This window comes from Pseudomonas sp. LB3P58 (assembly GCF_054897895.1).
Window position 1 is genome coordinate 4,894,327 of the sequence record NZ_JBUBVE010000001.1, and the last position, 22,086, is coordinate 4,916,412.

General features: G+C 60.3%; 21 protein-coding genes and 1 other RNA gene. 4 read left to right on the forward strand and 18 right to left on the reverse strand.

The window, feature by feature from the left end; genetic code table 11:
- Positions 1-41: 41 nt before the first annotated feature.
- From ftsA to rsmI, 16 genes are all read right to left on the reverse strand, one after another.
- Entirely contained in the window at positions 42-1,301 is a 1,260-nt protein-coding gene (gene ftsA, locus ACYZTZ_RS22760) for a cell division protein FtsA (RefSeq protein WP_046048247.1), read from the reverse strand.
- Positions 1,302-1,315: 14 nt separating this feature from the next.
- Positions 1,316-2,185 carry a cell division protein FtsQ/DivIB gene (locus ACYZTZ_RS22765; RefSeq protein WP_056740930.1) on the reverse strand — a complete coding sequence of 290 codons (870 nt, stop codon included), beginning with the start codon at positions 2,183-2,185 and terminating at the stop codon, positions 1,316-1,318.
- A gap of 4 nt (positions 2,186-2,189) precedes the next feature.
- Positions 2,190-3,158: a D-alanine--D-alanine ligase gene (locus tag ACYZTZ_RS22770; RefSeq protein WP_056740921.1), complete on the reverse strand. Its 969-nt coding sequence runs from the start codon at positions 3,156-3,158 to the stop codon at positions 2,190-2,192.
- Positions 3,155-4,615: a UDP-N-acetylmuramate--L-alanine ligase gene (gene murC, locus ACYZTZ_RS22775; protein WP_461999784.1), complete on the reverse strand. Its 1,461-nt coding sequence runs from the start codon at positions 4,613-4,615 to the stop codon at positions 3,155-3,157. The genes ACYZTZ_RS22770 and murC overlap by 4 nt, the downstream gene beginning before the upstream one ends.
- Positions 4,608-5,678 carry an undecaprenyldiphospho-muramoylpentapeptide beta-N-acetylglucosaminyltransferase gene (murG, locus tag ACYZTZ_RS22780; protein ID WP_461999785.1) on the reverse strand — a complete coding sequence of 357 codons (1,071 nt, stop codon included), beginning with the start codon at positions 5,676-5,678 and terminating at the stop codon, positions 4,608-4,610. The genes murC and murG overlap by 8 nt, the downstream gene beginning before the upstream one ends.
- On the reverse strand, positions 5,668-6,885 hold the full coding sequence (gene ftsW / locus ACYZTZ_RS22785) for a putative lipid II flippase FtsW (RefSeq protein ID WP_056740916.1): 1,218 nt from the start codon (positions 6,883-6,885) through the stop codon (positions 5,668-5,670). The genes murG and ftsW overlap by 11 nt, the downstream gene beginning before the upstream one ends.
- Positions 6,882-8,228 (reverse strand): UDP-N-acetylmuramoyl-L-alanine--D-glutamate ligase, encoded by a 1,347-nt coding sequence (murD, locus tag ACYZTZ_RS22790; protein WP_461999786.1) that lies wholly within the window; start codon positions 8,226-8,228, stop codon positions 6,882-6,884. The genes ftsW and murD overlap by 4 nt, the downstream gene beginning before the upstream one ends.
- A gap of 5 nt (positions 8,229-8,233) precedes the next feature.
- A complete protein-coding gene (gene mraY, locus ACYZTZ_RS22795; protein WP_033061333.1) occupies positions 8,234-9,316 on the reverse strand; it encodes a phospho-N-acetylmuramoyl-pentapeptide-transferase in 1,083 nt (360 codons plus the stop codon).
- A complete protein-coding gene (locus ACYZTZ_RS22800) occupies positions 9,316-10,683 on the reverse strand; it encodes a UDP-N-acetylmuramoyl-tripeptide--D-alanyl-D-alanine ligase (RefSeq protein ID WP_461999787.1) in 1,368 nt (455 codons plus the stop codon). Before ACYZTZ_RS22800 ends, mraY begins: the two co-directional genes overlap by 1 nt.
- Positions 10,676-12,139 (reverse strand): UDP-N-acetylmuramoyl-L-alanyl-D-glutamate--2,6-diaminopimelate ligase, encoded by a 1,464-nt coding sequence (locus tag ACYZTZ_RS22805; RefSeq protein ID WP_461999788.1) that lies wholly within the window; start codon positions 12,137-12,139, stop codon positions 10,676-10,678. The genes ACYZTZ_RS22800 and ACYZTZ_RS22805 overlap by 8 nt, the downstream gene beginning before the upstream one ends.
- A complete protein-coding gene (locus ACYZTZ_RS22810; RefSeq protein ID WP_177338843.1) occupies positions 12,139-13,878 on the reverse strand; it encodes a peptidoglycan D,D-transpeptidase FtsI family protein in 1,740 nt (579 codons plus the stop codon). Before ACYZTZ_RS22810 ends, ACYZTZ_RS22805 begins: the two co-directional genes overlap by 1 nt.
- The gene (gene ftsL, locus ACYZTZ_RS22815; protein WP_033053422.1) at positions 13,878-14,171 is read right to left on the reverse strand and encodes a cell division protein FtsL; all 294 of its coding nucleotides are present in this window, start codon (positions 14,169-14,171) and stop codon (positions 13,878-13,880) included. Before ftsL ends, ACYZTZ_RS22810 begins: the two co-directional genes overlap by 1 nt.
- Positions 14,168-15,115, reverse strand: coding sequence for a 16S rRNA (cytosine(1402)-N(4))-methyltransferase RsmH (gene rsmH / locus ACYZTZ_RS22820; RefSeq protein ID WP_046048256.1), 948 nt, complete (start codon positions 15,113-15,115; stop codon positions 14,168-14,170). The genes ftsL and rsmH overlap by 4 nt, the downstream gene beginning before the upstream one ends.
- The gene (gene mraZ / locus ACYZTZ_RS22825; protein WP_008147486.1) at positions 15,112-15,567 is read right to left on the reverse strand and encodes a division/cell wall cluster transcriptional repressor MraZ; all 456 of its coding nucleotides are present in this window, start codon (positions 15,565-15,567) and stop codon (positions 15,112-15,114) included. Before mraZ ends, rsmH begins: the two co-directional genes overlap by 4 nt.
- A gap of 355 nt (positions 15,568-15,922) precedes the next feature.
- An RNA gene (gene rnpB / locus ACYZTZ_RS22830) (RNase P RNA component class A) lies at positions 15,923-16,277 on the reverse strand.
- Positions 16,278-16,352: 75 nt separating this feature from the next.
- On the reverse strand, positions 16,353-17,258 hold the full coding sequence (rsmI, locus tag ACYZTZ_RS22835; RefSeq protein ID WP_165353260.1) for a 16S rRNA (cytidine(1402)-2'-O)-methyltransferase: 906 nt from the start codon (positions 17,256-17,258) through the stop codon (positions 16,353-16,355).
- Positions 17,259-17,434: 176 nt separating this feature from the next.
- Between rsmI and ACYZTZ_RS22840 the strand changes: the two genes are divergently transcribed.
- The 4 genes from ACYZTZ_RS22840 (at position 17,435) to ACYZTZ_RS22855 (ending at position 20,881) form a co-directional block, all read left to right on the forward strand.
- Complete coding sequence (locus tag ACYZTZ_RS22840) at positions 17,435-19,246, forward strand: penicillin-binding protein activator (RefSeq protein WP_461999789.1); 1,812 nt, start codon at positions 17,435-17,437, stop codon at positions 19,244-19,246.
- The gene (locus ACYZTZ_RS22845) at positions 19,246-19,608 is read left to right on the forward strand and encodes a YraN family protein (RefSeq protein WP_056740903.1); all 363 of its coding nucleotides are present in this window, start codon (positions 19,246-19,248) and stop codon (positions 19,606-19,608) included. The genes ACYZTZ_RS22840 and ACYZTZ_RS22845 overlap by 1 nt, the downstream gene beginning before the upstream one ends.
- Positions 19,609-19,712: 104 nt before the next feature.
- On the forward strand, positions 19,713-20,306 hold the full coding sequence (locus ACYZTZ_RS22850) for a phosphoheptose isomerase (protein ID WP_008025961.1): 594 nt from the start codon (positions 19,713-19,715) through the stop codon (positions 20,304-20,306).
- Positions 20,303-20,881 carry a BON domain-containing protein gene (locus ACYZTZ_RS22855; RefSeq protein ID WP_056740902.1) on the forward strand — a complete coding sequence of 193 codons (579 nt, stop codon included), beginning with the start codon at positions 20,303-20,305 and terminating at the stop codon, positions 20,879-20,881. The genes ACYZTZ_RS22850 and ACYZTZ_RS22855 overlap by 4 nt, the downstream gene beginning before the upstream one ends.
- Positions 20,882-20,932: 51 nt before the next feature.
- On the opposite strand, the gene ACYZTZ_RS22860 is transcribed toward ACYZTZ_RS22855, so the two are convergent.
- Positions 20,933-21,346 carry a ClpXP protease specificity-enhancing factor gene (locus ACYZTZ_RS22860; RefSeq protein WP_008155980.1) on the reverse strand — a complete coding sequence of 138 codons (414 nt, stop codon included), beginning with the start codon at positions 21,344-21,346 and terminating at the stop codon, positions 20,933-20,935.
- 16 nt (positions 21,347-21,362) lie between these two features.
- On the reverse strand, positions 21,363-21,980 hold the full coding sequence (locus ACYZTZ_RS22865; RefSeq protein WP_008155978.1) for a glutathione S-transferase N-terminal domain-containing protein: 618 nt from the start codon (positions 21,978-21,980) through the stop codon (positions 21,363-21,365).
- Between the last annotated feature and the right edge of the window lie 106 nt (positions 21,981-22,086).

Genomic DNA, 22,086 nt, shown 5'->3' on the forward strand with positions numbered 1-22,086 from the left:
TTTTCGCCTACTGCTTTTTGCTGCGGTGCTGCGGTAAATCTTTAGAAGTTGCCTTGTACCCAGCTCTTGATGCGATCGAGCAAGGCGGCTTTCGGTTCTTCATTGCTGTAGCTGTCACGGCTGCTGATGCCCGAGAACGAAATCCCGTCGGACTGCTTCTGCAGGCCGTACATCAACAGGCCAACGCCAGTGGAATAAATCGGGTTGCGGACCACATCGTCCAGGCCCTTGACGCCATGCGGCACGCCGAGGCGGACCGGCATGTGGAAGATTTCTTCGGCCAGTTCGACCGCGCCTTCCATCTTCGACGTACCACCGGTCAGCACGATGCCGGCCGGGATCAGGTCTTCGTAGCCACTGCGACGCAGTTCGGCCTGGATCAGCGTGAACAGCTCGTCGTAACGCGGCTCGACCACTTCGGCCAGGGCCTGACGGGACAGCTCGCGCGGTGGACGGTCGCCAACGCTTGGGACCTTGATGGTTTCACCGGCACCGGCCAGTTTGGCCAGGGCGCAGGCGTAGCGAATCTTGATTTCTTCGGCGTATTGGGTCGGGGTGCGCAACGCCATGGCGATGTCGTTGGTCACCTGATCGCCCGCAATCGGGATTACCGCGGTGTGACGGATCGCGCCTTCGGTGAAGATCGCGATGTCGGTGGTGCCGCCACCGATGTCCACCAGGCACACGCCCAGTTCTTTCTCGTCGTCGGTCAGGACCGAGTAGGCTGAAGCCAGTTGCTCGAGAATGATGTCGTCGATTTCCAGGCCGCAGCGACGCACGCATTTTTCAATGTTCTGTGCGGCGTTGACGGCGCAGGTGACCACGTGAACCTTGGCTTCCAGACGTACGCCCGACATGCCCAGAGGCTCACGAACACCTTCCTGGTTATCGATCACGTAATCCTGCGGCAGGGTGTGCAGCACGCGCTGGTCAGCCGGGATCGCTACAGCCTGGGCGGCGTCGAGCACGCGCTCGAGGTCGGCGGCGCTGACTTCGCGATCACGAATCGCCACGATGCCGTGAGAGTTCAGGCTGCGGATATGATTGCCCGCCACGCCGACGAACGCCGAGTGAATGCGGCAACCAGCCATCAGCTGCGCCTCTTCGATCGCGCGCTGGATCGATTGCACGGTGGACTCGATGTTCACCACCACGCCTTTCTTCAGGCCACGGGACGGATGGGTACCGATCCCGACGATTTCCAGCGTGCCGTCGTCCGAGACCTCGCCGACCAGCGCCACCACCTTGGAGGTGCCGATATCGAGACCGACGATCATTTTGCCGCTTTGCACGTTTGCCATGGTCCTGCCTCTTCTTAATTCTTCGCGACAGCGGGTTGGGCTGTCGTGGGCGCTACAGGTTCCCGCCAGCCAACAGCGAGGCCGTTGGCGTAGCGCAGATCGATGCGCGCAATGTTCGTAATCTGTTCTTTAAGCGTCTTGTCATAGATGGCAATGAAGCGGCGCATCTTTTCCAGCAGGTTGCCGCGTCCCAGCAGCAGTTCGATTCCCGGGCCCGCGCTACCGGCGCCGGTGGTCAGGAACCAGCTGCCTCGATCACGCAACTCCAGCCGTGCAATCGAGAAGCCCAACGGCCTGAGCATCTGGCTCAGCACCTGGTATTGCTGCATCACTTGCTGTTGGGCCCGTTGTGGGCCGAACAGCTGTGGCAAGTGTTCGTAGTTCGCCAACTCACGCGGGGTGAACGCCTGACCCTGGTTGTTCAACAGCGACTCATCGCCCCAACGGGCCACCGGCAGTTGTTCTTCCAGGCGGATCACCACTTGATCCGGCCACACCCGACGCACTTCGGCGTGGGCAATCCATGGCATCGTTTCAAGCTCGGTGCGCATGCTCTCCAGGTCGATGGTGAAGAAGCTCGACGCCACGTACGGGGCGATCCGCTGCTGCACCGCTTGCTGGCTGATGTAACTCAAGTCGCCCTGCACGTTGATCTTGGTGATCGGTCGGTCGGCGTACGGCAACAAACGCTGCGCGCCTTCGTAAGTACCGAAACCCAGTGCGACCAACAGCACGGGCCAGAACAGGCTTTTCAGAAAACCAAAATTGGCTTTCGGCAGGCGCGCAGACATCGGCTCTTTGGCCACCATTCGGCTGGCACCCCGCGGTACCGGCTTGCGGCCGGGTGGTGCGGAGGGCTGATGTCTCAGCTGTGCGCCTTGCATGGTCTTAACCTCGCGGCTCAACATTATTGGCAACGCTAGCGGCCAAAATCGCCAAAACCAGTTGCTGGAAATCCAGACCGGCAGCACGAGCCGCCATCGGCACCAGACTGTGATCGGTCATGCCCGGTGCGGTATTGACTTCCAGGAACCAGAACTGCCCGTCGGCGTCCTGCATCACGTCAGCCCTGCCCCAACCGGCGATACCCAGCGCCTCACAGGCTTTCGCCGTGAGGTCCATCAGTTCTTTTTCTTTGTTGCTGTCCAGGCCACACGGAATCCGGTACTGGGTATCGGAAGCCACGTACTTGGCGTCGTAGTCGTAGAAGCTGTGCGTCGTGCCCAGGGCAATCGGTGGCAACACCTGGTCACGCAGGGTGGCGATGGTGAACTCCGGACCTTGAATCCATTGCTCGACCAACACTTGCGAATCGTAGGTACTGGCCGCTTTCCACGCGTCGATCAACTCCGACGCGGAGGTCACTTTGGCCATCCCGATACTTGAACCTTCATGGGCCGGTTTGACGATCAAAGGGAAGCCCAGTTCCGTCGCCGCCGAAATACAATCGGCCTCGCTGGTCAGTACGGCATGGCGTGGCGTCGGAATACCCAGGCTGTGCCAGACTTGCTTGGTGCGCAGCTTGTCCATGGCCAGCGCGGAAGCAAGAATGCCGCTGCCGGTGTACGGAATACCCAGGCATTCCAGCAGGCCCTGCATGCTGCCGTCTTCACCGCCACGGCCGTGGAGAATGATGAAGGCGCGGTCGATTTTTTCGTTCAGCAGACGCTGCAACAGGTCATCGCCCACGTCGAGACCAAACGCGTCGACACCGGCGCTTAGCAGCGCGTCGAGAACCGCGTTACCCGACTTCAGGGAAACCTCACGCTCGGCACTCTTGCCGCCGAAGAGCACGGCGACGCGGCCGAAATCTTTCGGCGCAATAGTGGAGACGAGGTTGGCGTAAGCAGCAGTCATTTCAACTTCCCCACACTCGGCGCAGCAACGGCGCCTGCGAACAACGGACTTTTCAACAGTTTCGGTGCGAGACCACCGATGTCACCGGCGCCTTGGCACAACAGAATGTCGCCGGCACGCAGCAGCGGCTTGACGATGGGCGCGAGGTCAACACCGCGCTCGATGTAGATCGGGTCGAGCTGACCGCGCTGACGGATGCTGTTGCACAGCTTGCGGCTGTCGGCGCCGGGGATCGGTTCTTCACCGGCCGGGTAGACTTCCATCAACAGCAGGACGTTGGCGTCGGCCAATACATTGACGAAGTCGTCGTACAGGTCGCGGGTGCGACTGTAACGGTGCGGCTGGTAGACCATCACCAGACGGCGTTCCGGCCAGCCACCGCGCACGGCCTTGATGACTGCGGCAACTTCGGTCGGGTGGTGACCGTAGTCGTCGACCAGCATCACGTTGCCGCCTTCTACCGGCAGTTCGCCGTAGACCTGGAAGCGTCGGCCGACACCCTGGAACCCGGACAGGCCCTGGACGATGGCTTCATCGCTGACGCCCTCGTCGGTGGCGATGCAGATGGTTGCCAGTGCGTTCAACACGTTGTGGTTGCCCGGCATGTTCACCGAGACATCCAGCGGATCGCGATCAGGGCGCAGCACGGTGAAGAAGGTCTGCATGCCCTGCTGACGCACATTGATCGCGCGCACGTCGCAGTCGTCGCCGAAGCCGTAAGTGACGGTCGGACGTTTCACCAACGGCAGGATTTCACGCACCACCGGATCGTCCAGGCACACCACCGCCAGACCGTAGAACGGCAGGTTGTGGAGGAACTCGACGAAGGTTTTCTTCAGTTTGTTGAAGTCGCCGTCGTAGGTCGCCATGTGGTCGGCGTCGATGTTGGTGACCACGGCCACCAGCGGCTGCAAGTGCAGGAAGCTCGCATCGCTTTCGTCGGCTTCGGCGATCAGGTAACGGCTGGTGCCGAGCTGGGCATTGGTACCCGCGGCATTCAGACGGCCACCGATGACGAATGTCGGGTCCAGGCCACCGGCGGCAAACACCGAAGCGATCAGGCTGGTGGTGGTGGTTTTGCCATGGGTACCGGCGACGGCGATGCCGTGGCGGTAGCGCATCAGCTCAGCCAGCATTTCAGCGCGAGGCACCACCGGAATGCGGCGTTCCAGGGCGGTGGCGACTTCCGGGTTGGACGTGTTCACGGCACTGGAGGTGACCAGTACATCAGCGTTCGCGGTGTTCTCGGCGCGGTGGCCGATAAAGATCTGGGCGCCGAAGGACTCGAGACGCTCGGTCACCGGCGAAGCTTTCAGGTCGGAACCGGACACTTCATAGCCCAGGTTCAGCAACACTTCGGCGATGCCGCACATGCCCACGCCGCCGATTCCGACGAAGTGGATGCGACGGATGCGGCGCATTTCCGGTTGCGGCATGGCTTTCTGATTCTCAACCATGGGCCACCTCCAGGCAGGTATCGACCACGTTACGGGTTGCATCGGGTTTGGCCAGGCGGCGTGCCGCGGTGGCCATGTCGGTCAGTCGTTGTGGTTGCATCAGGACCTCTGTCAGGCGTGCGGCAAGATCCGCTGCGCCAGTCGTTCTTTGCGGCATCAGGAAGGCAGCGCCTTCACGGGCCAAATAATCGGCGTTGCGGGTCTGGTGATCGTCGATCGCGTGGGGCAAAGGCACCAGCATCGAGGGCAGACCGGCGGCGGCCAGTTCACTGATGGTCAGCGCGCCTGCGCGGCACACCACCAGGTCGGCCCAGCCATAGGCTTGGGCCATGTCTTTGATGAAAGGCTGCACTTGCGCCTCGACGCCAGCCGCGCGGTAGCGCTCTGCAGTCACTTCATCGTGGTTTTTGCCAGCCTGATGAAACACTTCCGGGCGCAGGTCGGGGGCGACTTGCGACAGGGCTTCAGGCAGCAACTTGTTCAACGGTTCTGCGCCCAGGCTTCCGCCCAGGATCAGCAAACGCGCCTTGCGACCGGCCAGAGCCTGTCGCGGTGTTTCGAGGAACAGCTCGGTGCGCACCGGGTTACCGGTGGTCCGACGGCTGCCCGACAGGGTAAAGGTGTCGGGGAACGCTTCACAGACTCGGGCGGCCAACGGCACCAGCAACCGATTGGCGGTACCGGCCACGGCGTTCTGTTCGTGAACGATCACCGGCACGCCGGCCAGTTTGGCTGCAACGCCACCAGGACCGGTCACATAACCACCAAAGCCGACGACACACACCGGCCGCAGCTGACGAATGATCGCCCGCGCCTGCCAGATCGACATGAGCAACATGAACGGTGCCTTGATCAGGGACAGCTTGCCCTTGCCACGCAGACCGCTGGCATTGATTCGATGCAGTTCGATGCCGGCCACCGGAACCAGTTCGTTCTCGATGCCGCGCGGGGTCCCGAGCCAATGCACGGTGTAACCACGGGCCTGGAATTCGCGAGCACACGCCAGCGCCGGGAACACGTGGCCACCGGTGCCGCCCGCCATGATCAATACGTTAGCGCCCATGGGTCGGCTCCTCGGCGAAGTCGCTCTCATGGAACTCCATCTCTTCACTGCCCAAGTGGGTTCGACTTTCCCACTCGATGCGCAGCAACAAGCCGAGACAGGCACAGCAGATCACCAACGAGCTACCGCCATAACTGAGGAACGGCAGGGTCAGACCCTTGGTCGGCAGCAGGCCGACGTTCACCCCGATGTTGATCAGGAACTGACCAATCCACAGGAACGACAAGCCGTACGCGATGTAGGCGGCGAAAAATTGCTTGGCCTTCTCGGCCCAATAACCGATGTACATGCCACGGATACAAACAAAGACGAACAGCGCTACCGTGCACAAAGAGCCCACGGCACCCAGTTCTTCGGCCAGGACCGAGAACACGAAGTCGGTGTGGGCTTCCGGCAGGTAGAACTGTTTCTGCACGCTGTTGCCCAGGCCAACGCCCAGCCATTCGCCGCGGCCAAAAGCGATCAACGCTTGAGACAACTGATAGCCGGCACCGAACTGGTCGGCCCACGGATCCGCGAAGTTGGTCAGACGCGCCATTCGATACGGCTGCACTTGAATCAACAACACCACTGCCGCGACCGCCAGGACAACCATCAAGGAAAAACGGAACAGCCCGACCCCGCCGAGAAACAGCATCGCCGCCGCTGCGCCCATCATTACAACCGTGGCACCGAAGTCCGGCTCCATCAGCAACAGACCCGCCATTGGCAGCAGAACGATGAACGGCTTGAAGAAGCCCATCCAGCTTTCACGCACTTCTTTCTGGCGACGCACCAGGTAACCGGCCAGGTAAATAACGACAAATACCTTGGCGATTTCCGACGGCTGAACGTTGAAGAAACTGAAGCCGATCCAGCGCATCGAACCGTTCACTTCACGGCCTATTCCCGGGATGATCACCATCACCAGCAAACCGAACGCACCAATCAGCATCAGCCAGCCCAAGCGTTGCCAGGTGGCGATCGGAATCATCATGGTGACGACGCAGGCACCCAGGCCCAGCACGATATAGATAAGGTGGCGAATCATGTAATACAGGGCGCTGCCCGACTGCACAGCCGCCACTTCGGTCGATGCCGATGCAATCATGACCAACCCGAGGCCGATCAATGCCAGGCAACCGGCGAGCATCGGGAAATCGAGGTCGATGCCGCGCCCGGTGATGATCGGCGACGGATACGGCTTGATGATGTTCATCAGGCTCATGCCAGATCCTCCACAGCGCGGACGAACTGGTGACCACGGTCTTCGTAATTCTTGAACATGTCGAAACTGGCGCAAGCCGGCGACAGCAACACGGCGTCGCCCGTCTCTGCGATGGCGCGGCATTGCTCGACCGCTTCGATCAGCGAGTTGACGCGAATCAGTGGCACGGCATCGCCGATGGCCTGAGCGATCAGCTCGGAGTCACGGCCCATCAGCACCACGGCGCGGCAGTTGGCCGCCACCGGATCACGCAGGTCCTTGAACTCGGCACCCTTGCCGTCGCCACCGGCGATCAGCACGAGCTTGCCGTCGATGTCCGCGCCCAGGCCTTCGATAGCAGCCAGTGCGGCGCCGACGTTGGTGGCTTTGGAGTCGTTGTAGTAGCTCACGCCATTCAGGTCACGGATCCACTGGCAGCGATGCTCAAGCCCGGCAAAGGTACGCAGGCTCGAGAGCATGGCGTCGAACGGCAGGCCGACGGCGTGGCCCAGCGCCAATGCCGCCAGGGCGTTGGACTGGTTGTGGGCGCCGCGAATTTTCAACTCGCGCACTGGCATCAGGTTCTGGAATTCGAAGGCCAGGTACTTCTCGCCGTCTTCTTCGCGGATACCGAATGCCTTGAAATCGGGCTTGCTCAAACCGAAGGTCCAGCATGGCTGACCTTCGCCTATCAGCGGACGGCTGAGGGCATCCTGACGGTTGACCACAAACTGCTTGGCACCCCGGAAGATCCGGTGCTTGGCCAGGTGATAAGCCGGCAGACCGCTGTAGCGGTCCATGTGGTCTTCGCTGACGTTGAGCACGGTCGCCACTTCGGCGTTGAGCTGATCGGTGGTTTCGAGCTGGAAGCTCGAGAGTTCCATCACGTACAGCTCGACGTCGTCGCTGAGCAGGTCCAGCGCCGGCGTGCCGAGGTTGCCACCAACGGCGACGCGCTTGCCGGCCGCTGCTGCCATTTCGCCAACCAATGTGGTGACGGTGCTTTTTGCGTTGGAACCGCTGATGGCAACAATCGGCGCCTTCGCGTTACGCGCGAACAGCTCGATGTCACCGGACAATTTCACGCCACGGGCGGCGGCAGCCTGCAGGGCCGGGGTCGCCAGCGCCAGGCCAGGGCTCACGTAGAGCTCGTCGGCGCGACACAGGAATTCGACGTCCAGCTCGCCACAACGCACTTCCACGTGCGGATAGTCACGCTTGAGCGTGGCCAGTTCCGGTGGATTTTCCCGCGTATCGGCGACAGCAAACGACGTGCCCCGGTTCGCCAGGAAGCGAACCAGGGACATGCCGCTCTTGCCGAGGCCGACAACGATGCGGAAGTGGTCAGAAGCGATCAGAGACACTCGTTCTACCTCAGCTTCAGGGTGGCAAGGCCAACCAACACGAGAATCACGGTGATGATCCAGAAACGGACGATCACGCGCGGCTCGGGCCAGCCCTTGAGTTCAAAGTGGTGGTGAATCGGTGCCATGCGGAACACACGGCGACCGGTGAGCTTAAAGGAAGCAACCTGGATGACGACTGACAGGGTTTCCATCACGAACACGCCGCCCATGATGAACAGGACGATTTCCTGACGGACGATCACCGCGATGGTGCCCAGTGCCGCGCCCAGCGCCAGTGCGCCGACGTCGCCCATGAACACCTGAGCCGGATAGGTGTTGAACCAGAGGAATCCGAGGCCCGCGCCGATCAACGCGCCGCAGAACACGATCAACTCGCCTGCGCCCGGCACATACGGGATCAGCAGGTATTCAGCGAATTTCACGTTACCCGACAGGTAGCAGAAAATGCCCAACCCGCCGCCGACCATTACGGTGGGCATGATCGCCAGACCGTCGAGGCCGTCAGTCAGGTTGACCGCGTTGCTCGAGCCGACGATCACGAAGTAGGTCAGGACGACGAAGCCTATGCCCAGCGGAATGCTGTGGTCCTTGAGCATCGGCAGGATCAGGGTGGTTTCCACCGGCGTCGCGGCAGTCATATAAAGGAAGATCGCTGCGCCCAGGCCGAACACCGATTGCCAGAAGTACTTCCAGCGGCTCGGCAAGCCCCGGGAGTTCTTCTCGATCACTTTGCGGTAGTCGTCGACCCAGCCGATGGCGCCGAACAGCAAAGTCACCAGCAGCACGGTCCAGACATAACGGTTGGTCAGGTCAGCCCAAAGCAACGTGCTGACGCCGATGGACGACAGGATCAGCGCGCCGCCCATGGTCGGGGTGCCGGATTTGGACAGGTGCGATTGTGGACCGTCGTTACGAACGGATTGACCGATCTGACGGTTCTGTAAAGTGCGGATCATCCACGGGCCATAGCACAGCGACAAAACCAACGCGGTCAGCACACCGAGAATCCCGCGCAGGGTCAGGTACTGAAAGACCGCGAAGCCTTTGTAGAACTGTTGCAGATACTCCGCTAGCAGCAGCAGCATTAATGTTTCTCCAGGCTGGTCCCGCACAAAGCGGCGACGATGTTTTCCATCGCAGCGCTGCGCGAGCCCTTGATCAAAATGGTGGTGTTTGTGTCTTGCTCGGCGCCCAGGGCCTTGATCAGTTCAGCCTGAGTGCTGAAGTGAAAGGCCTGTGGACCGAAAGCGTTCACGGCGTAAGCCATCATTGGCCCGACAGCGTAAAGCGCGGAAACCTTGCCGCGGGCGTACTCGCCCACATCGCGGTGCCCCTGCTCCGCCCAATCGCCCAACTCGCCGATATCCCCGAGCACCAGAACGGTGCGGCCGGAAAAGCCGGCGAGTATATCAACGGCGGCGCACATGGAGGTGGGGTTCGCGTTGTATGTGTCATCGATGACGCGCATGCCATTGCTGGCCAGTTGCGCGACGGTGCGACCTTTGACCGGTTGCACCGCGCCGAGGCCGGTGGCGATGCCAAACAGCGACACGCCCAGCGCATGGGCGGCGGCGGCGGCGGCCATGGCATTGGCGACGTTATGGGTGCCGAGCAGGTTCAGTTGAACGCGCTCCATACCTTCAGGAGTGTGCAGGTTGAACGCCGGGCAACCACGAGCGTCGCGGTCCAGATCGCTGGCGTAGAAATCGGCGCTGACATTGCTCAGGGCGAAGGTCAGCACTTTGCGACCGGCAGCGCGGGTCTTCCAGATGTCGAACGCCTTGTCGTCAAGATTGAGAACGGCGACGCCATCGGCATCCAGCCCTTCAATAATCTCGCCCTTGGCTTCAACGATTTTTTCCGGCCCGCCGAACTCGCCGACGTGGGCGGTCCCGGCGTTGTTGAGCACGGCCACATGAGGCTTGGTCATGCCGACGGTGTAGGCAATTTCGCCGAGCCGCGAAGCACCCAGTTCGATCACCGCAGCGGTATGTTCCGGTGCGAGCTCGAGCAGGGTCAGCGGAACGCCGAGATCATTGTTCAGGTTGCCGCGGGTCGCCAACACCGGACCGCGCGTGCGCAGGATGCTGGCGAGCATTTCCTTGACCGTGGTCTTGCCGCTGGAACCGGTGATCGCTGCGACAGGGTTGGTATAAGCCGCACGGTTCAACGCGCCGAGTTGCCCCAGCGCCTGACGAGTATCTTTCACCAGCAATTGCGGCAGTGTGCTGTCGGCGACTTCGCGCTCGACCAATGCTGCTACGGCGCCTTTTGCGGCGACGTCATTCAGATAGTCATGACCATCGAAGCGCGGGCCGGTCAGGGCGATAAAGAGTTGGCCTGGTTTGATCGCGCGGCTGTCGATGCTGACGCCGTCGAAGCTGGCATCGGCAGTGACCAAGCGGGCATTCAGCGCGCCGGTCAGTTCGCTCAGTTTCAGGGCTTTAAGCATGGGCCACCTCCCACGCGGTCAAGGCGTGATCGGCCTCGACCAGATCAGAGAAAGCGTGACGCTGGCCGTTGATTTCCTGATAGTCCTCGTGACCTTTACCGGCCAGGACAATCACGTCATCCGCCGAAGCGCTGGCGATCAATTGGGCAATCGCCTGGCCACGGCCAGCGACGAAGGTGACTTTATCCACAGCGGTAAAACCGGCGCGGATGTCGTCGAAGATCACTGCCGGGGCTTCGGTGCGCGGGTTGTCATCGGTCACCAACACGCCGTCAGCCAGACGCTCGACCACTTCAGCCATCAACGGACGCTTGCCGCGATCGCGATCACCACCGCAACCGAACAGGCACAGCAAACGGCCTTTGGCGTGAGGACGCAGGGCCATCAAGACTTTTTCCAGCGCATCCGGTGTGTGGGCGTAATCGACCACCACCAGCGGCTGAGTACCACCGCCGAGGCGCTGCATGCGTCCGGCCGGGCCTTCGAGTTTCGGCAGCACGTTGAGGATTTCGTCCAGCGCGTAGTCCAGCCCCAGCAAGGCACCGACCGCGGCCAGCACGTTGCTCAGGTTGAAACGTCCGAGCAAGGTGCTGCGCAAGTGATGCTCACCCTGCGGCGTGACCAACGTGGCGCGCACGCCTTCGTCATCGAACTGCGCTTCACGGCAATAGAGGTAGGCGCTGGCATCTTCCAGGCTGTAGGTGATCAGGCGCGATTCACGTTTGTCCGCAGCCAGTTGGCGGCCGAATTCGTCGTCGAGGTTAATCACCCGGCACTTCAAATCGTTCCAGGCAAACAGCTTGGCCTTGGCTTCGCCGTAGGCTTGCATGGTGCCGTGGTAATCCAGGTGATCGCGGGACAGGTTGGTCATCACCGCCACATCGAAGGCCAGTGCGGTCACGCGCCCCTGATCCAGACCGTGGGAAGAAACTTCCATGGCGACGGCTTTGGCACCCGCCTTTTTCAGGTCGGCGAGTGTCGCCTGCACGGCGATCGGGTTCGGCGTGGTGTGCAAACCGCTTTCGAGTGCGCCGTAAAAACCGGTGCCCAACGTGCCGACGATGCCGCAGTGCTGGCCGAGCAAATCCAAGGCTTGCGCAACCAACTGCGTCACGCTGGTTTTGCCGTTGGTGCCGGTCACTCCGATCAGGTTCAGGTGACGACTAGGGTCACCGTAAAAACGCCCGGCGATGTCCGACAGCTGCGCCGCCAGGCCTTTGACCGGAATCAGCGGAACATCGGTAATCGGCAATACGGTCGCGCCTTCGACTTCATACGCCACAGCGGCAGCGCCGCGTTGCAGGGCGTCGGCAATGTGCGCACGACCGTCGAACTTGCCGCCAGGGACGGCGAGAAACAGATCGCCAGCCCGCACGTTGCGGCTGTCCAGGGTCAGTTCGCGGATCAACAGATCGCGGCCGGCGTGGGCGAAAATCTTGTTCAGACTCAGAGACATCAGCCTCGCCCTCCATTGGCTTTCAGCGGAACGACCGGTGCTGCGTTCGCTTGTTGAGTAGGTGGCAGGTTGTCCGGGGTGATGTTCATCAGGCGCAAGGTCCCGGACATCACTTTGCTGAACACCGGGGCCGATACCAGGCCACCGAAGTAACCGGCCTTGGTCGGTTCATCGATCACCACCACGATGGCGTAGCGCGGATCGTTCATCGGGCCGAATCCGGCGAACAGCGAACGGTAGGAATTCTCGGCGTAGCCTTTGGTGCCGACAGATGTCTTACGTGCAGTACCCGACTTGCCTGCCACGTGGTACGCCGGCACCTGCGCACGGAACACACCGCGCGGGGCTTCGATCACTTGCGTCAGCATGCCTTGCATGGTTTTCGCGACCGCTTCCGGCAATACCTGTGTGGTTTGCGGTGGCTTGTCGGTTTTGATCAGGGTCAGCGGCGCGAGGCGACCGTTATTGGCCAGGGCCGAGAAGGCGTGGACCAACTGGATCGCGGTCACGGAAATACCGTAGCCGTAAGACAGCGTGGCGGTTTCAGCCTTGCGCCATTCGCGGTAGTTCGGCAGGTTGCCGACGCGTTCACCCGGGAAGCCCAGGCCGGTGTCCTGACCGAGACCGACTTTTTGCGCCAGACGGAAAATCGTTTCGCCGCCGATATCGAAGGCGACCTTACTCATGCCGACGTTACTGGAGTTGATCAGAATGCCAGTCAGGTCGAGCACCGGACCTTCGCTCTTGGATACGTCCTTGATGGTGTATTTACCAATCTGCAAGGTGCCCGGGTACACCTCGACGGTATCGCTCGGCTTCCAGCGCCCGGTTTCAATCGCGGCGCTCATGGAAATCGCTTTCATGGTCGAACCCGGTTCGAACACGTCGATCATCGCGCGGTTACGCATCATCGCCGGTTGCAGGTTGCGACGGTTGTTCGGGTTGTAGGTCGGCTGGTTGACCATGGCGAGGATCTCGCCGCTCTTCACGTCCATGATCACCAGGCTGCCGGCCTTGGCGCCGTTCTCGATGATCGCGTTACGCAGTTCACGGTTGGCCAGGTATTGCAGACGCAGGTCAATGGACAACGCCAAGGGCTTTCCGGCCTTGGCGTTTTTGGTGACCTGGACATCCTTGATCAGCCGGCCACGCCGATCCTTGATCACCTGTCGCTTGCCGGGGACCCCGGCCAGCCATTCGTCGTAGGCCAGCTCGACGCCTTCACGACCGTGGTCATCGATGTCAGTAAAACCGACCATATGGGCAGTGACTTCACCGGCCGGGTAGAAACGCCGGAATTCTTCGATGCCATAAACGCCCGGCACTTTCAGATCGAGCACGGACTGGCCCTGTTCGGGGGTCAGCCCGCGCACCAGATAAATGAATTCTTTGTTGGCCTGGGCCTCGAGACGTTCGGCCAGGGCTTTCGGGTCCTGCCCCAAGGCAGCCGCCAGTGCAGGCCACTTCTCTTTGGCCGTTTGCATTTCCTTGGCATTGGCCCAAAGGGTGGTGACTGGGGTACTCACGGCCAAAGGCTCGCCGTTACGGTCGGTGATCAGACCACGGTGAGCCGGAATCGGAATATGACGAACGCTGCGCGCATCGCCCTGACCTTTAAGAAAGGCACGGTCGACTACTTGCAGATCGATAATGCGCCAGCTAATCGCCGCGACCATGACGCCGAGCAAACCCAGCACCAGGCGGAACCGCCATGGAAAGAGTGCGCCCTCGAGTTTCATCATGGCGCCACCATCTGCACTTCAGCTGCGCCAGGAATGCGCATCTTCAGTTGCTCGGTCGCCAGGACTTCGATACGGCTGTGGGCGGTCCAGGTGCTCTGTTCGAGAATCAAACGGCCCCACTCCGCTTGCGCCTTGTCGCGCACGCTCAGCTCGTTGTACAGCGAGTTCAACAGTTGACGGTTCCAGTGGGCGCTATAGGAAACGCCGATGGCCGACACGAGCACGCCAATAAACAGCAGAAACATGAAAAAGCTTCCGCCGGGAAGTGGCTTGGCGAAAAGCTTGCTCACCGCAGCTTCTCCGCGACGCGCATGACGGCGCTACGGGAACGTGGGTTGGCTTTGAGTTCGGCCTCGGAGGCGGACTGCGCTTTGCCATGGATTTTGATTATGGGTTCGAAGGCGACGTGACGTACCGGCAGGTTGCGGGGCAGGTTGTCGGCTTCGCCTTTCACCAGTTTGCGCATGAACAGTTTGACGATGCGGTCTTCCAGCGAGTGGAAGCTGATGACGACCAGACGGCCGCCGACTTCCAGGCATTCCAGTGCGGCTTCGAGGCCGGCTTCCAGATCACCCAGTTCGTTGTTGACGTGAATACGCAAGCCCTGGAACGCACGGGTCGCCGGGTTTTTGCCCTTTTCCCATGCAGGGTTGGCGACTTTCAGGACTTCAGCCAGATCGGCAGTACGCTCGAACGGCTTGATGTCGCGACGCTCGGCCACGGCACGGGCCATGCGGCCGGAAAAACGTTCTTCGCCGTATTGCTTGAACACCCGGGCGATTTCTTCCACGGGTGCGGTGTTGACGAATTCGGCAGCGCTGATCCCGCGGGACGGATCCATGCGCATGTCCAGCGGGCCATCATTGAGGAAACTGAAGCCGCGCTCAGGGTCGTCGAGCTGCGGCGAGGACACGCCGAGGTCGAGCAAAACGCCGCTGACTTTACCGTCCAGACCACGTTCGGCGACTTCCGAACCGAGCTCGGCAAAGCTGCGCTGCACAACGACAAAGCGGCCGTCTTCGGCCGCTAGCGTTTGCCCGGTGGCAATCGCTTGAGGATCTTTATCGAATCCGAGCACCCGGCCATCGGGACCGAGCTGGCTGAGGATCAACCGGCTGTGTCCGCCGCGCCCGAACGTACCGTCCAGATAGCAGCCATCAGGACGTACGGCGAGAGCCTCCACGGCTTCGTCAAGCAGTACGGTGATGTGGTTAAAGCCGCTATCAATAGTCACAGGATCAAATCACGCAGTTCATCAGGCATGGCGCCCGGTTGTTGAATGGCAGCCAGGTCAGCGGCAGAAACCGCATCCCAGGCATCCTCGTCCCACAATTGGAACTTGTTCAGTTGGCCTACCAACATCGCGCGCTTATCCAACTTGGCATATTCACGAAGACGCGGCGGAACCAGAAAACGACCACTGCCATCGAGCTCGAGGTCGACGGCATTACCAATCAGTAAACGTTGCAGGCGGCGGTTCTCTTCGCGAAGCGAAGGCAGTGCGCGCAGTTTGGTTTCAATAATTTCCCACTCATCGAGGGGGTAAACACACAAACATGGATCAACGGCATCAATTGTGACGATTAACTGACCGGAACTACGCGAAACGAGCTCGTCACGGTACCGGCTCGGCATAGCGAGACGGCCCTTTGCGTCGAGACTGATAGCGTTAGCTCCGCGAAACACGTCAGCGTTTCTCCAAATATTAGCGTTTTGAGCTCAAAAAACCCACTTCATGCCACTTTCCGCCACTTGCGCACACTATAGGAATGCGGCCACCGCACCGTCAAGGCGCGGATTGAAGGAAAACCCTTACAGAACTGAGATTTAGGAGCGTAAAAGGAGGGGTAGAGAGAATCTGACGTGTCATCCTGCTCAATAACTTGAACCAGCACTGAAGGCTGCGCTCGAAAGTTAAAGTAATTTGTTAAGAGTAAGATTTTTTTGGTATTACGAAAGTGCTTCTGCTGTTGATTCTGTAAGGAGGGAAATTGCTACTACAGGCGCCCTGCTCAATGATTAAAGCAGGGAGGGGAAAAAGGTGGAGAGTCGATCTGTAAGCCGGGTTCTGTCTTGAACAGTCATTCGTCTACGATGGCCATCACTGGACATCTTTAGCAACCTACCCGGTCCCAGCGCGGGCCACGCCTTGGGACCCTATTTGGTCTTGCTCCAAGTGGGGTTTACCTAAGCCACGAACTGTTGCCAGACGTGCGGTGCGCTCTTACCGCACCTTTTCACCCTTACCGGCGCCGAAGCGCTTAGGCGGTTATTTTCTGTGGCACTTTCCGTAGGCTCACGCCTCCCAGGCATTACCTGGCACTTCGCCCTATGGAGCCCGGACTTTCCTCCCCCCCCTAATTTTCATAGAGGGCAGCGACTGTCCGATCGACTCTCCGCCGCGAAGATTAACGGCAGAGCCGCCGAAGGACAAGCGCTAAACGCCTTGGGCTACGCCTGCACGTCGGTTTTTACTCGCCCTTCTGTTTATCCAGCGCGACCTGATAGAGCACATTCTTGCGCTCGCCGGTAATTTGCGCCGCCAACGCCGCGGCTCGCTTGAGCGGCATTTCTTCAAGCAACAGATTCAGAATGCGCATCGCTTCACTGCTGACGGCGTCCTCGGTCTCGGGGGCAGACCAACCCGCCACCAACACCACGCACTCGCCGCGTTGCTGATTGCTGTCTGACTCGACGAACTCGCGTAACTCGGCCAGCGGCAACCCCTTAAGGGTTTCAAAGGTTTTAGTGATTTCACGGGCCAGCAAAGCCGGGCGCTCCCCACCGAACACCAGCTCCATGTCTTGCAGACATTCAAGGATGCGGTGTGGCGCCTCATAAAAAATCAGCGTGCGCGGTTCTTCCTTTACCAACTCAAGACGGGCGCGCCGACCGACAGCCTTGGCCGGCAGGAAACCTTCGAAGATGAAACGGTCCGACGGCAACCCCGCCGCCGACAACGCTGCGATCAATGCGCATGCGCCCGGAACCGGCACTACATTGATACCCGCAGCACGGGCCTGACGCACGAGGTGGTAACCCGGATCGGAAATCAACGGCGTGCCCGCATCGGAAATCAGTGCCACATCGTCGCCGGCGAGCAAGCGGGTGATAAAGCGGCTACCTTCATCCCGCTCATTGTGTTCGTGGCAAGCTGCCAGCGGCGTAGGAATGCCGAAATGCTGCATCAAACGCTGGGAGTGGCGGGTATCTTCGGCAGCGATCAGGGCGACCTCGCGCAGGATCTTCAGCGCACGCGCACTGATGTCGTCCAGGTTGCCGATGGGCGTCGCCACCACATAAAGCGAGCCAGCAGCGGAATTCAAAGCACCTGGAGCAGTCAAAGCGCACACCTCATGATCGGTAAAAGCCGCCATTGTAGCGCGTCGTGAGGTTCGCGATACGCGCAAGCAACCCTCGGTTTTGCAGCCTTTTGTGCAGTGCCGCAACATTTGCACGAGCTAAATTGATCGATTCACACCAGTAACATCGCGCCCCGGCCAGTGCTTGGGTACAATTCCACGCTAATTTGATCGAGTATCAGGAACACTACATGATCGCTTGCCTGCGGCTGTTCACTGCCCTCTGCCTCGCTGCCTTGCTGGCGGCTTGCGCCAGCTCGCCCTCCTCCAGCCTTGGCGAACTTCCACGGACCCCGGATGCCAGTATCGAGCAGTTGCTCGCACAGGCCGCTCAAAGCAAGGACCCGGAAAAAGCCTCCCTGTTGCGCCTGAGCGCAGCAGACCTGGCCTATCGTCAGGGGAATGCCGGCCAGTCCGCGCAAATCCTGCAACAAGTCCCCGTCGAAACACTCAAGCCTGGCCAACAGGTTTTCGCCAGCACCCTGGCAGCTGAACTGGCCATGGTTCGCAATCAGCCCAAAGCGGCGCTGACTGCCTTGAGTCATCCGAGCCTGCAACGCCTGAGTGAACTGCCGGTTGAACAACAGGTTCGCACCGGCACTGTTCATGCCCGCGCCCTTGAAGCCGATGGCCAGACGCTGGCCGCCGCTCGGGAACGCATCTTTATTGCGCCAATGCTCGAAGGTGAAGCGGCCAGCAAAAACCACGAAGCGATCTGGACTCTGATCGCCTCGCTGCCGACCGATCAGTTGCAGCCAAATACCTCCGATGACCTCGGCGGCTGGATGGGCCTGGCGCAGGCGGTGAAAACTGCCGGCACCCTGGAACAGCAGCAAGCCGCGATCGACAACTGGCGCGCACAGAATCCAAAGCACCCGGCCGCCATTCAATTGCCGCTGCCACTGACCAAGCTCAAGGAACTGGCCAGCCAGCCCCTGGGCAAAATCGCCCTGCTGCTGCCACAAGACGGCCCGCTGGCGTCGGTCGGCAAAGCACTGCGCGAAGGTTTCATGGCTGCTCACTACCAGGCTCAACAAGCCGGGCAGAAGCCGCCAGCCATCGAGTTCTATGACAGCTCGAAACTCACTTCGATGGACGAGTTCTACCGCAAGGCCCAAGCCGATGGCGTGCAGCTGGTCGTCGGCCCGCTGGAGAAGCCGCTGGTCAAACAGCTCAGCGCTCGCCCGCAATTGCCGATCACCACCCTGGCGCTGAACTACAGCGAAGGCGAACAAGGTCCGGCCCAGCTGTTCCAGTTTGGTCTTGCTGCTGAAGACGAAGCCCGCGAAGTGTCCCGCCGCGCTCGCGCCGATGGCCTGCATCGCGCAGCCATCATGGTGCCGAAAGGCGAATGGGGCGATCGTGTTTTGAGAGCCTTCAGCCAGGATTGGCAGGCTAACGGTGGCAGCATCGTCGCTACCGAACGTGTCGACCAACCGGTTCAACTGGCCCAGCAAATTGCCGACATGTTCCAGCTGCGTCAGAGCGAAGGTCGTGCCAAGAGCCTGCAAAGTACCGTTGGCGGGCAGGTAGCTGCGCAGCCTTCGCGTCGCCAGGACATCGAGTTCATCTTCCTGGCCGCAACGCCTCAGCAAGCCCAGCAGATCAAGCCGACCCTGAACTTCCAGTACGCCGGTGATGTGCCGGTTTATGCCACCTCCCACGTGTTCAGCGCCAGCGGTGATGTGAACCAGTACAACGACATGAACGGCATTCGCTTCTGCGAAACCCCATGGTTGCTTGAGGCCAACGATCCACTGCGCAAACAGGTTACCGCTCAATGGCCACAAGCTGCTGGCAGTCTGGGTCGTCTGTACGCGATGGGCGTTGACGCCTATCGCCTGGCACCACGCCTGGGTCAACTCAAGGCTCTGCCGGACAGTCGCATCGAAGGTCAATCAGGCAGCCTGGGCATGACTCAGAACCAACGCGTGGTCCGCCAGTTGCCGTGGGCACAGTTCGTCAGCGGCCAGGTTCAACGCCTGCCGGACACCCCACGCTGATGCCCGACAGATCACGCCAGCAAAGCGGTAAAGATGCCGAGCGCCATGCGCTCGAGCATCTTCAACAACAAGGTCTGCGCCTGCTGGCGCAGAACTGGTTGTGTAAACGCGGTGAGCTTGATCTGGTCATGCTTGATGGCGATACAGTAGTATTCGTTGAAGTCCGCTACAGAAAAAACACTCAATGGGGTGGCGCACTCGGCAGCATCGATGAGCGCAAACGGCAGAAACTGATTTTTGCCGCGCAGTATTTTCTTCAGCGCGAGTCGCGCTGGGCCAATTCCCCTTGCCGTTTCGACGTGGTTGCCATCGACAGCAACCTCGATCAGTTGAATTGGTTGCAGAATGCCTTCGACAGCTGATCGCGAGCACCCCGAACCGGACACTTTCACCCAACACTTTTGCTCTTTGCTTTGCGGGCTGCACATTCATGTGCCGAGTAGCCGCGCTAATTAAGGTCACACAGATGGACATGCAATCCCGAATTCGCCAGCTTTTTCAGGCCAGTATCGATACCAAGCAAATGGCGATGGACGTACTTGCACCGCACATCGAGCAAGCCAGCCAAGTGATGGTCAACGCCCTGCTCAACGAAGGCAAAATGCTGTCCTGCGGCAACGGCGGCTCTGCCGGTGATGCCCAGCACTTCTCGTCCGAGCTGCTCAACCGCTTCGAGCGCGAACGTCCGAGCCTGCCAGCGATTGCGCTGACCACCGACAGCTCGACGATCACCTCGATCGCCAACGACTACAGCTACAACGAAATTTTCTCCAAACAGATCCGCGCCCTCGGCCAGCCGGGTGACGTATTGCTGGCGATTTCCACCAGCGGCAACTCGGCAAACATTATTCAAGCGATCCAGGCCGCACATGATCGCGAAATGATTGTCGTAGCATTGACCGGTCGCGATGGCGGCGGCATGGCATCGCTGCTATTGCCCGAGGACGTCGAGATTCGCGTACCGGCCAACGTCACCGCACGTATTCAGGAAGTCCACCTGCTGGCGATCCATTGCCTTTGCGATTTGATCGACAGCCAACTGTTCGGGAGTGAAGAATGACCCCTAATCGCCTAGGCCTTCTGGCCTTGACACTGTGCCTCGGCATCAGCGGCTGCACCTCGGTGGTTAACGCCAGCCGTGAAGCACCGATTGAAGATGACCGCGGCACCCGCACCTTCGGCAGTAAGATCGACGACTCTCTGATCGACACCAAGGTCGGCGTGAACATCGCCAAGGCCGATCCAGCCCTGGATAACGACTCGCACATCGTCGTCACCAGCTTCAACGGCGTCGTGCTGCTCGCCGGGCAAACCCCGCGCGCCGACCTCAAGGCCAAGGCCGAACAGGCCGCTGCGGCTGTTCAGCGCGTGAAGACAGTCCACAACGAACTGCAAGTCCTGCCACCTTCCGGCTTCCTTGCCCGCCAGAACGACACCTGGCTGACCTCCAAGATCAAGACCCAAATGCTCACCGACCCGAACATCCCGGGCTCGCGCATCAAGGTGGTTACCGAGAACGGTATCGTCTACCTGCTGGGCCTGCTGACCAAACAGGAAGCTACTCAGGCCACCAACCTGGTGCAAGGTGTTTCCGGGGTGCAGAAGATTGTGAAGTTGTTTGAATACATCGACTGACACGCAACACGCAGGCACAAAAAAGGCGATCCTTGCGGATCGCCTTTTTTATTACTTCACCACCTTCAAACTCGGTCGACCGCTGGGACGCGGCGGCTCGCTGTCGGGTGGCGGAATATCGTCATCCGGCTCGATCTCTTCCTCGTCTTCCATAGGCGATTCCAGATCAAACACCATGCCCTGACCGTTCTCCCGGGCGTAAATACCCAGGATCGATGCGATAGGCACGTACAGGGTGTGCGGCACGCCACCGAAGCGCCCTTCGAAGCTGACCGCTTCGTTGTCCATGTGCAGATGACGCACGGCTGCCGGCGATACGTTCAGGACAATCTGTCCGTCACTGGCAAAACCCTGAGGCACCTGCACCGACGGATACTCGGAATTGACCAGCATGTGCGGGGTGCAATCGTTGTCCACAATCCACTCGTAGAGCGCGCGGACCAGATAAGGTCGACTGGAGTTCATAGCGGCTCCTTAAGCCTTAGCGCATATCGCGTTCGACACCAGACAGACTCGCCTGGAAAGCCTCACGCGCAAACGAGCGCTCCATGTAATCAAGCAGCGGCTTGGCAGGCCGCGGCAGTTCAATACCCAGAATCGGCAATCGCCAGAGTATTGGCAATAGGCAGCAATCCACCAGACTTTGTTCCTCACTGAGGAAAAACGGCTTGTCGGCGAACAACGGCGACACGCCGGTCAGGCTTTCGCGCAGCTCTTTACGAGCCACGACACGGGCTGCTTCCTTGGACCGGGAATCCAGGATCAGATCCACCAGACCACACCAGTCACGCTGAATACGATGAATCAGCAGACGGCTGTTGGCACGCGCCACTGGATAAACCGGCAGTAAAGGCGGGTGCGGGTAACGCTCATCCAGATATTCCATCACCACGGTCGACTCCCACAACGCCAGGTCACGATCGACCAGGGTGGGCAAGCTGCCGTAAGGGTTCACTTCAATCAGTTTAGGCGGCTGGCGACCAGCTTCCACGTAAATGATCTCGGCGCTGACACCCTTCTCTGCGAGTACGATACGCACTCGGTGGGAATAGTGGTCGGCGGGGTCGGAGTAACAGGCCAACCGATTGGTCACGCCCATGGCGGTCCTCCTCGCTTGTTGAAATTATCGGAAACGGAAAAACGCACGCGCCCAGAGGGCGCCTCCCGTAACGCCTGGATCACCAGGCTCGTTACACCTTCAGAGA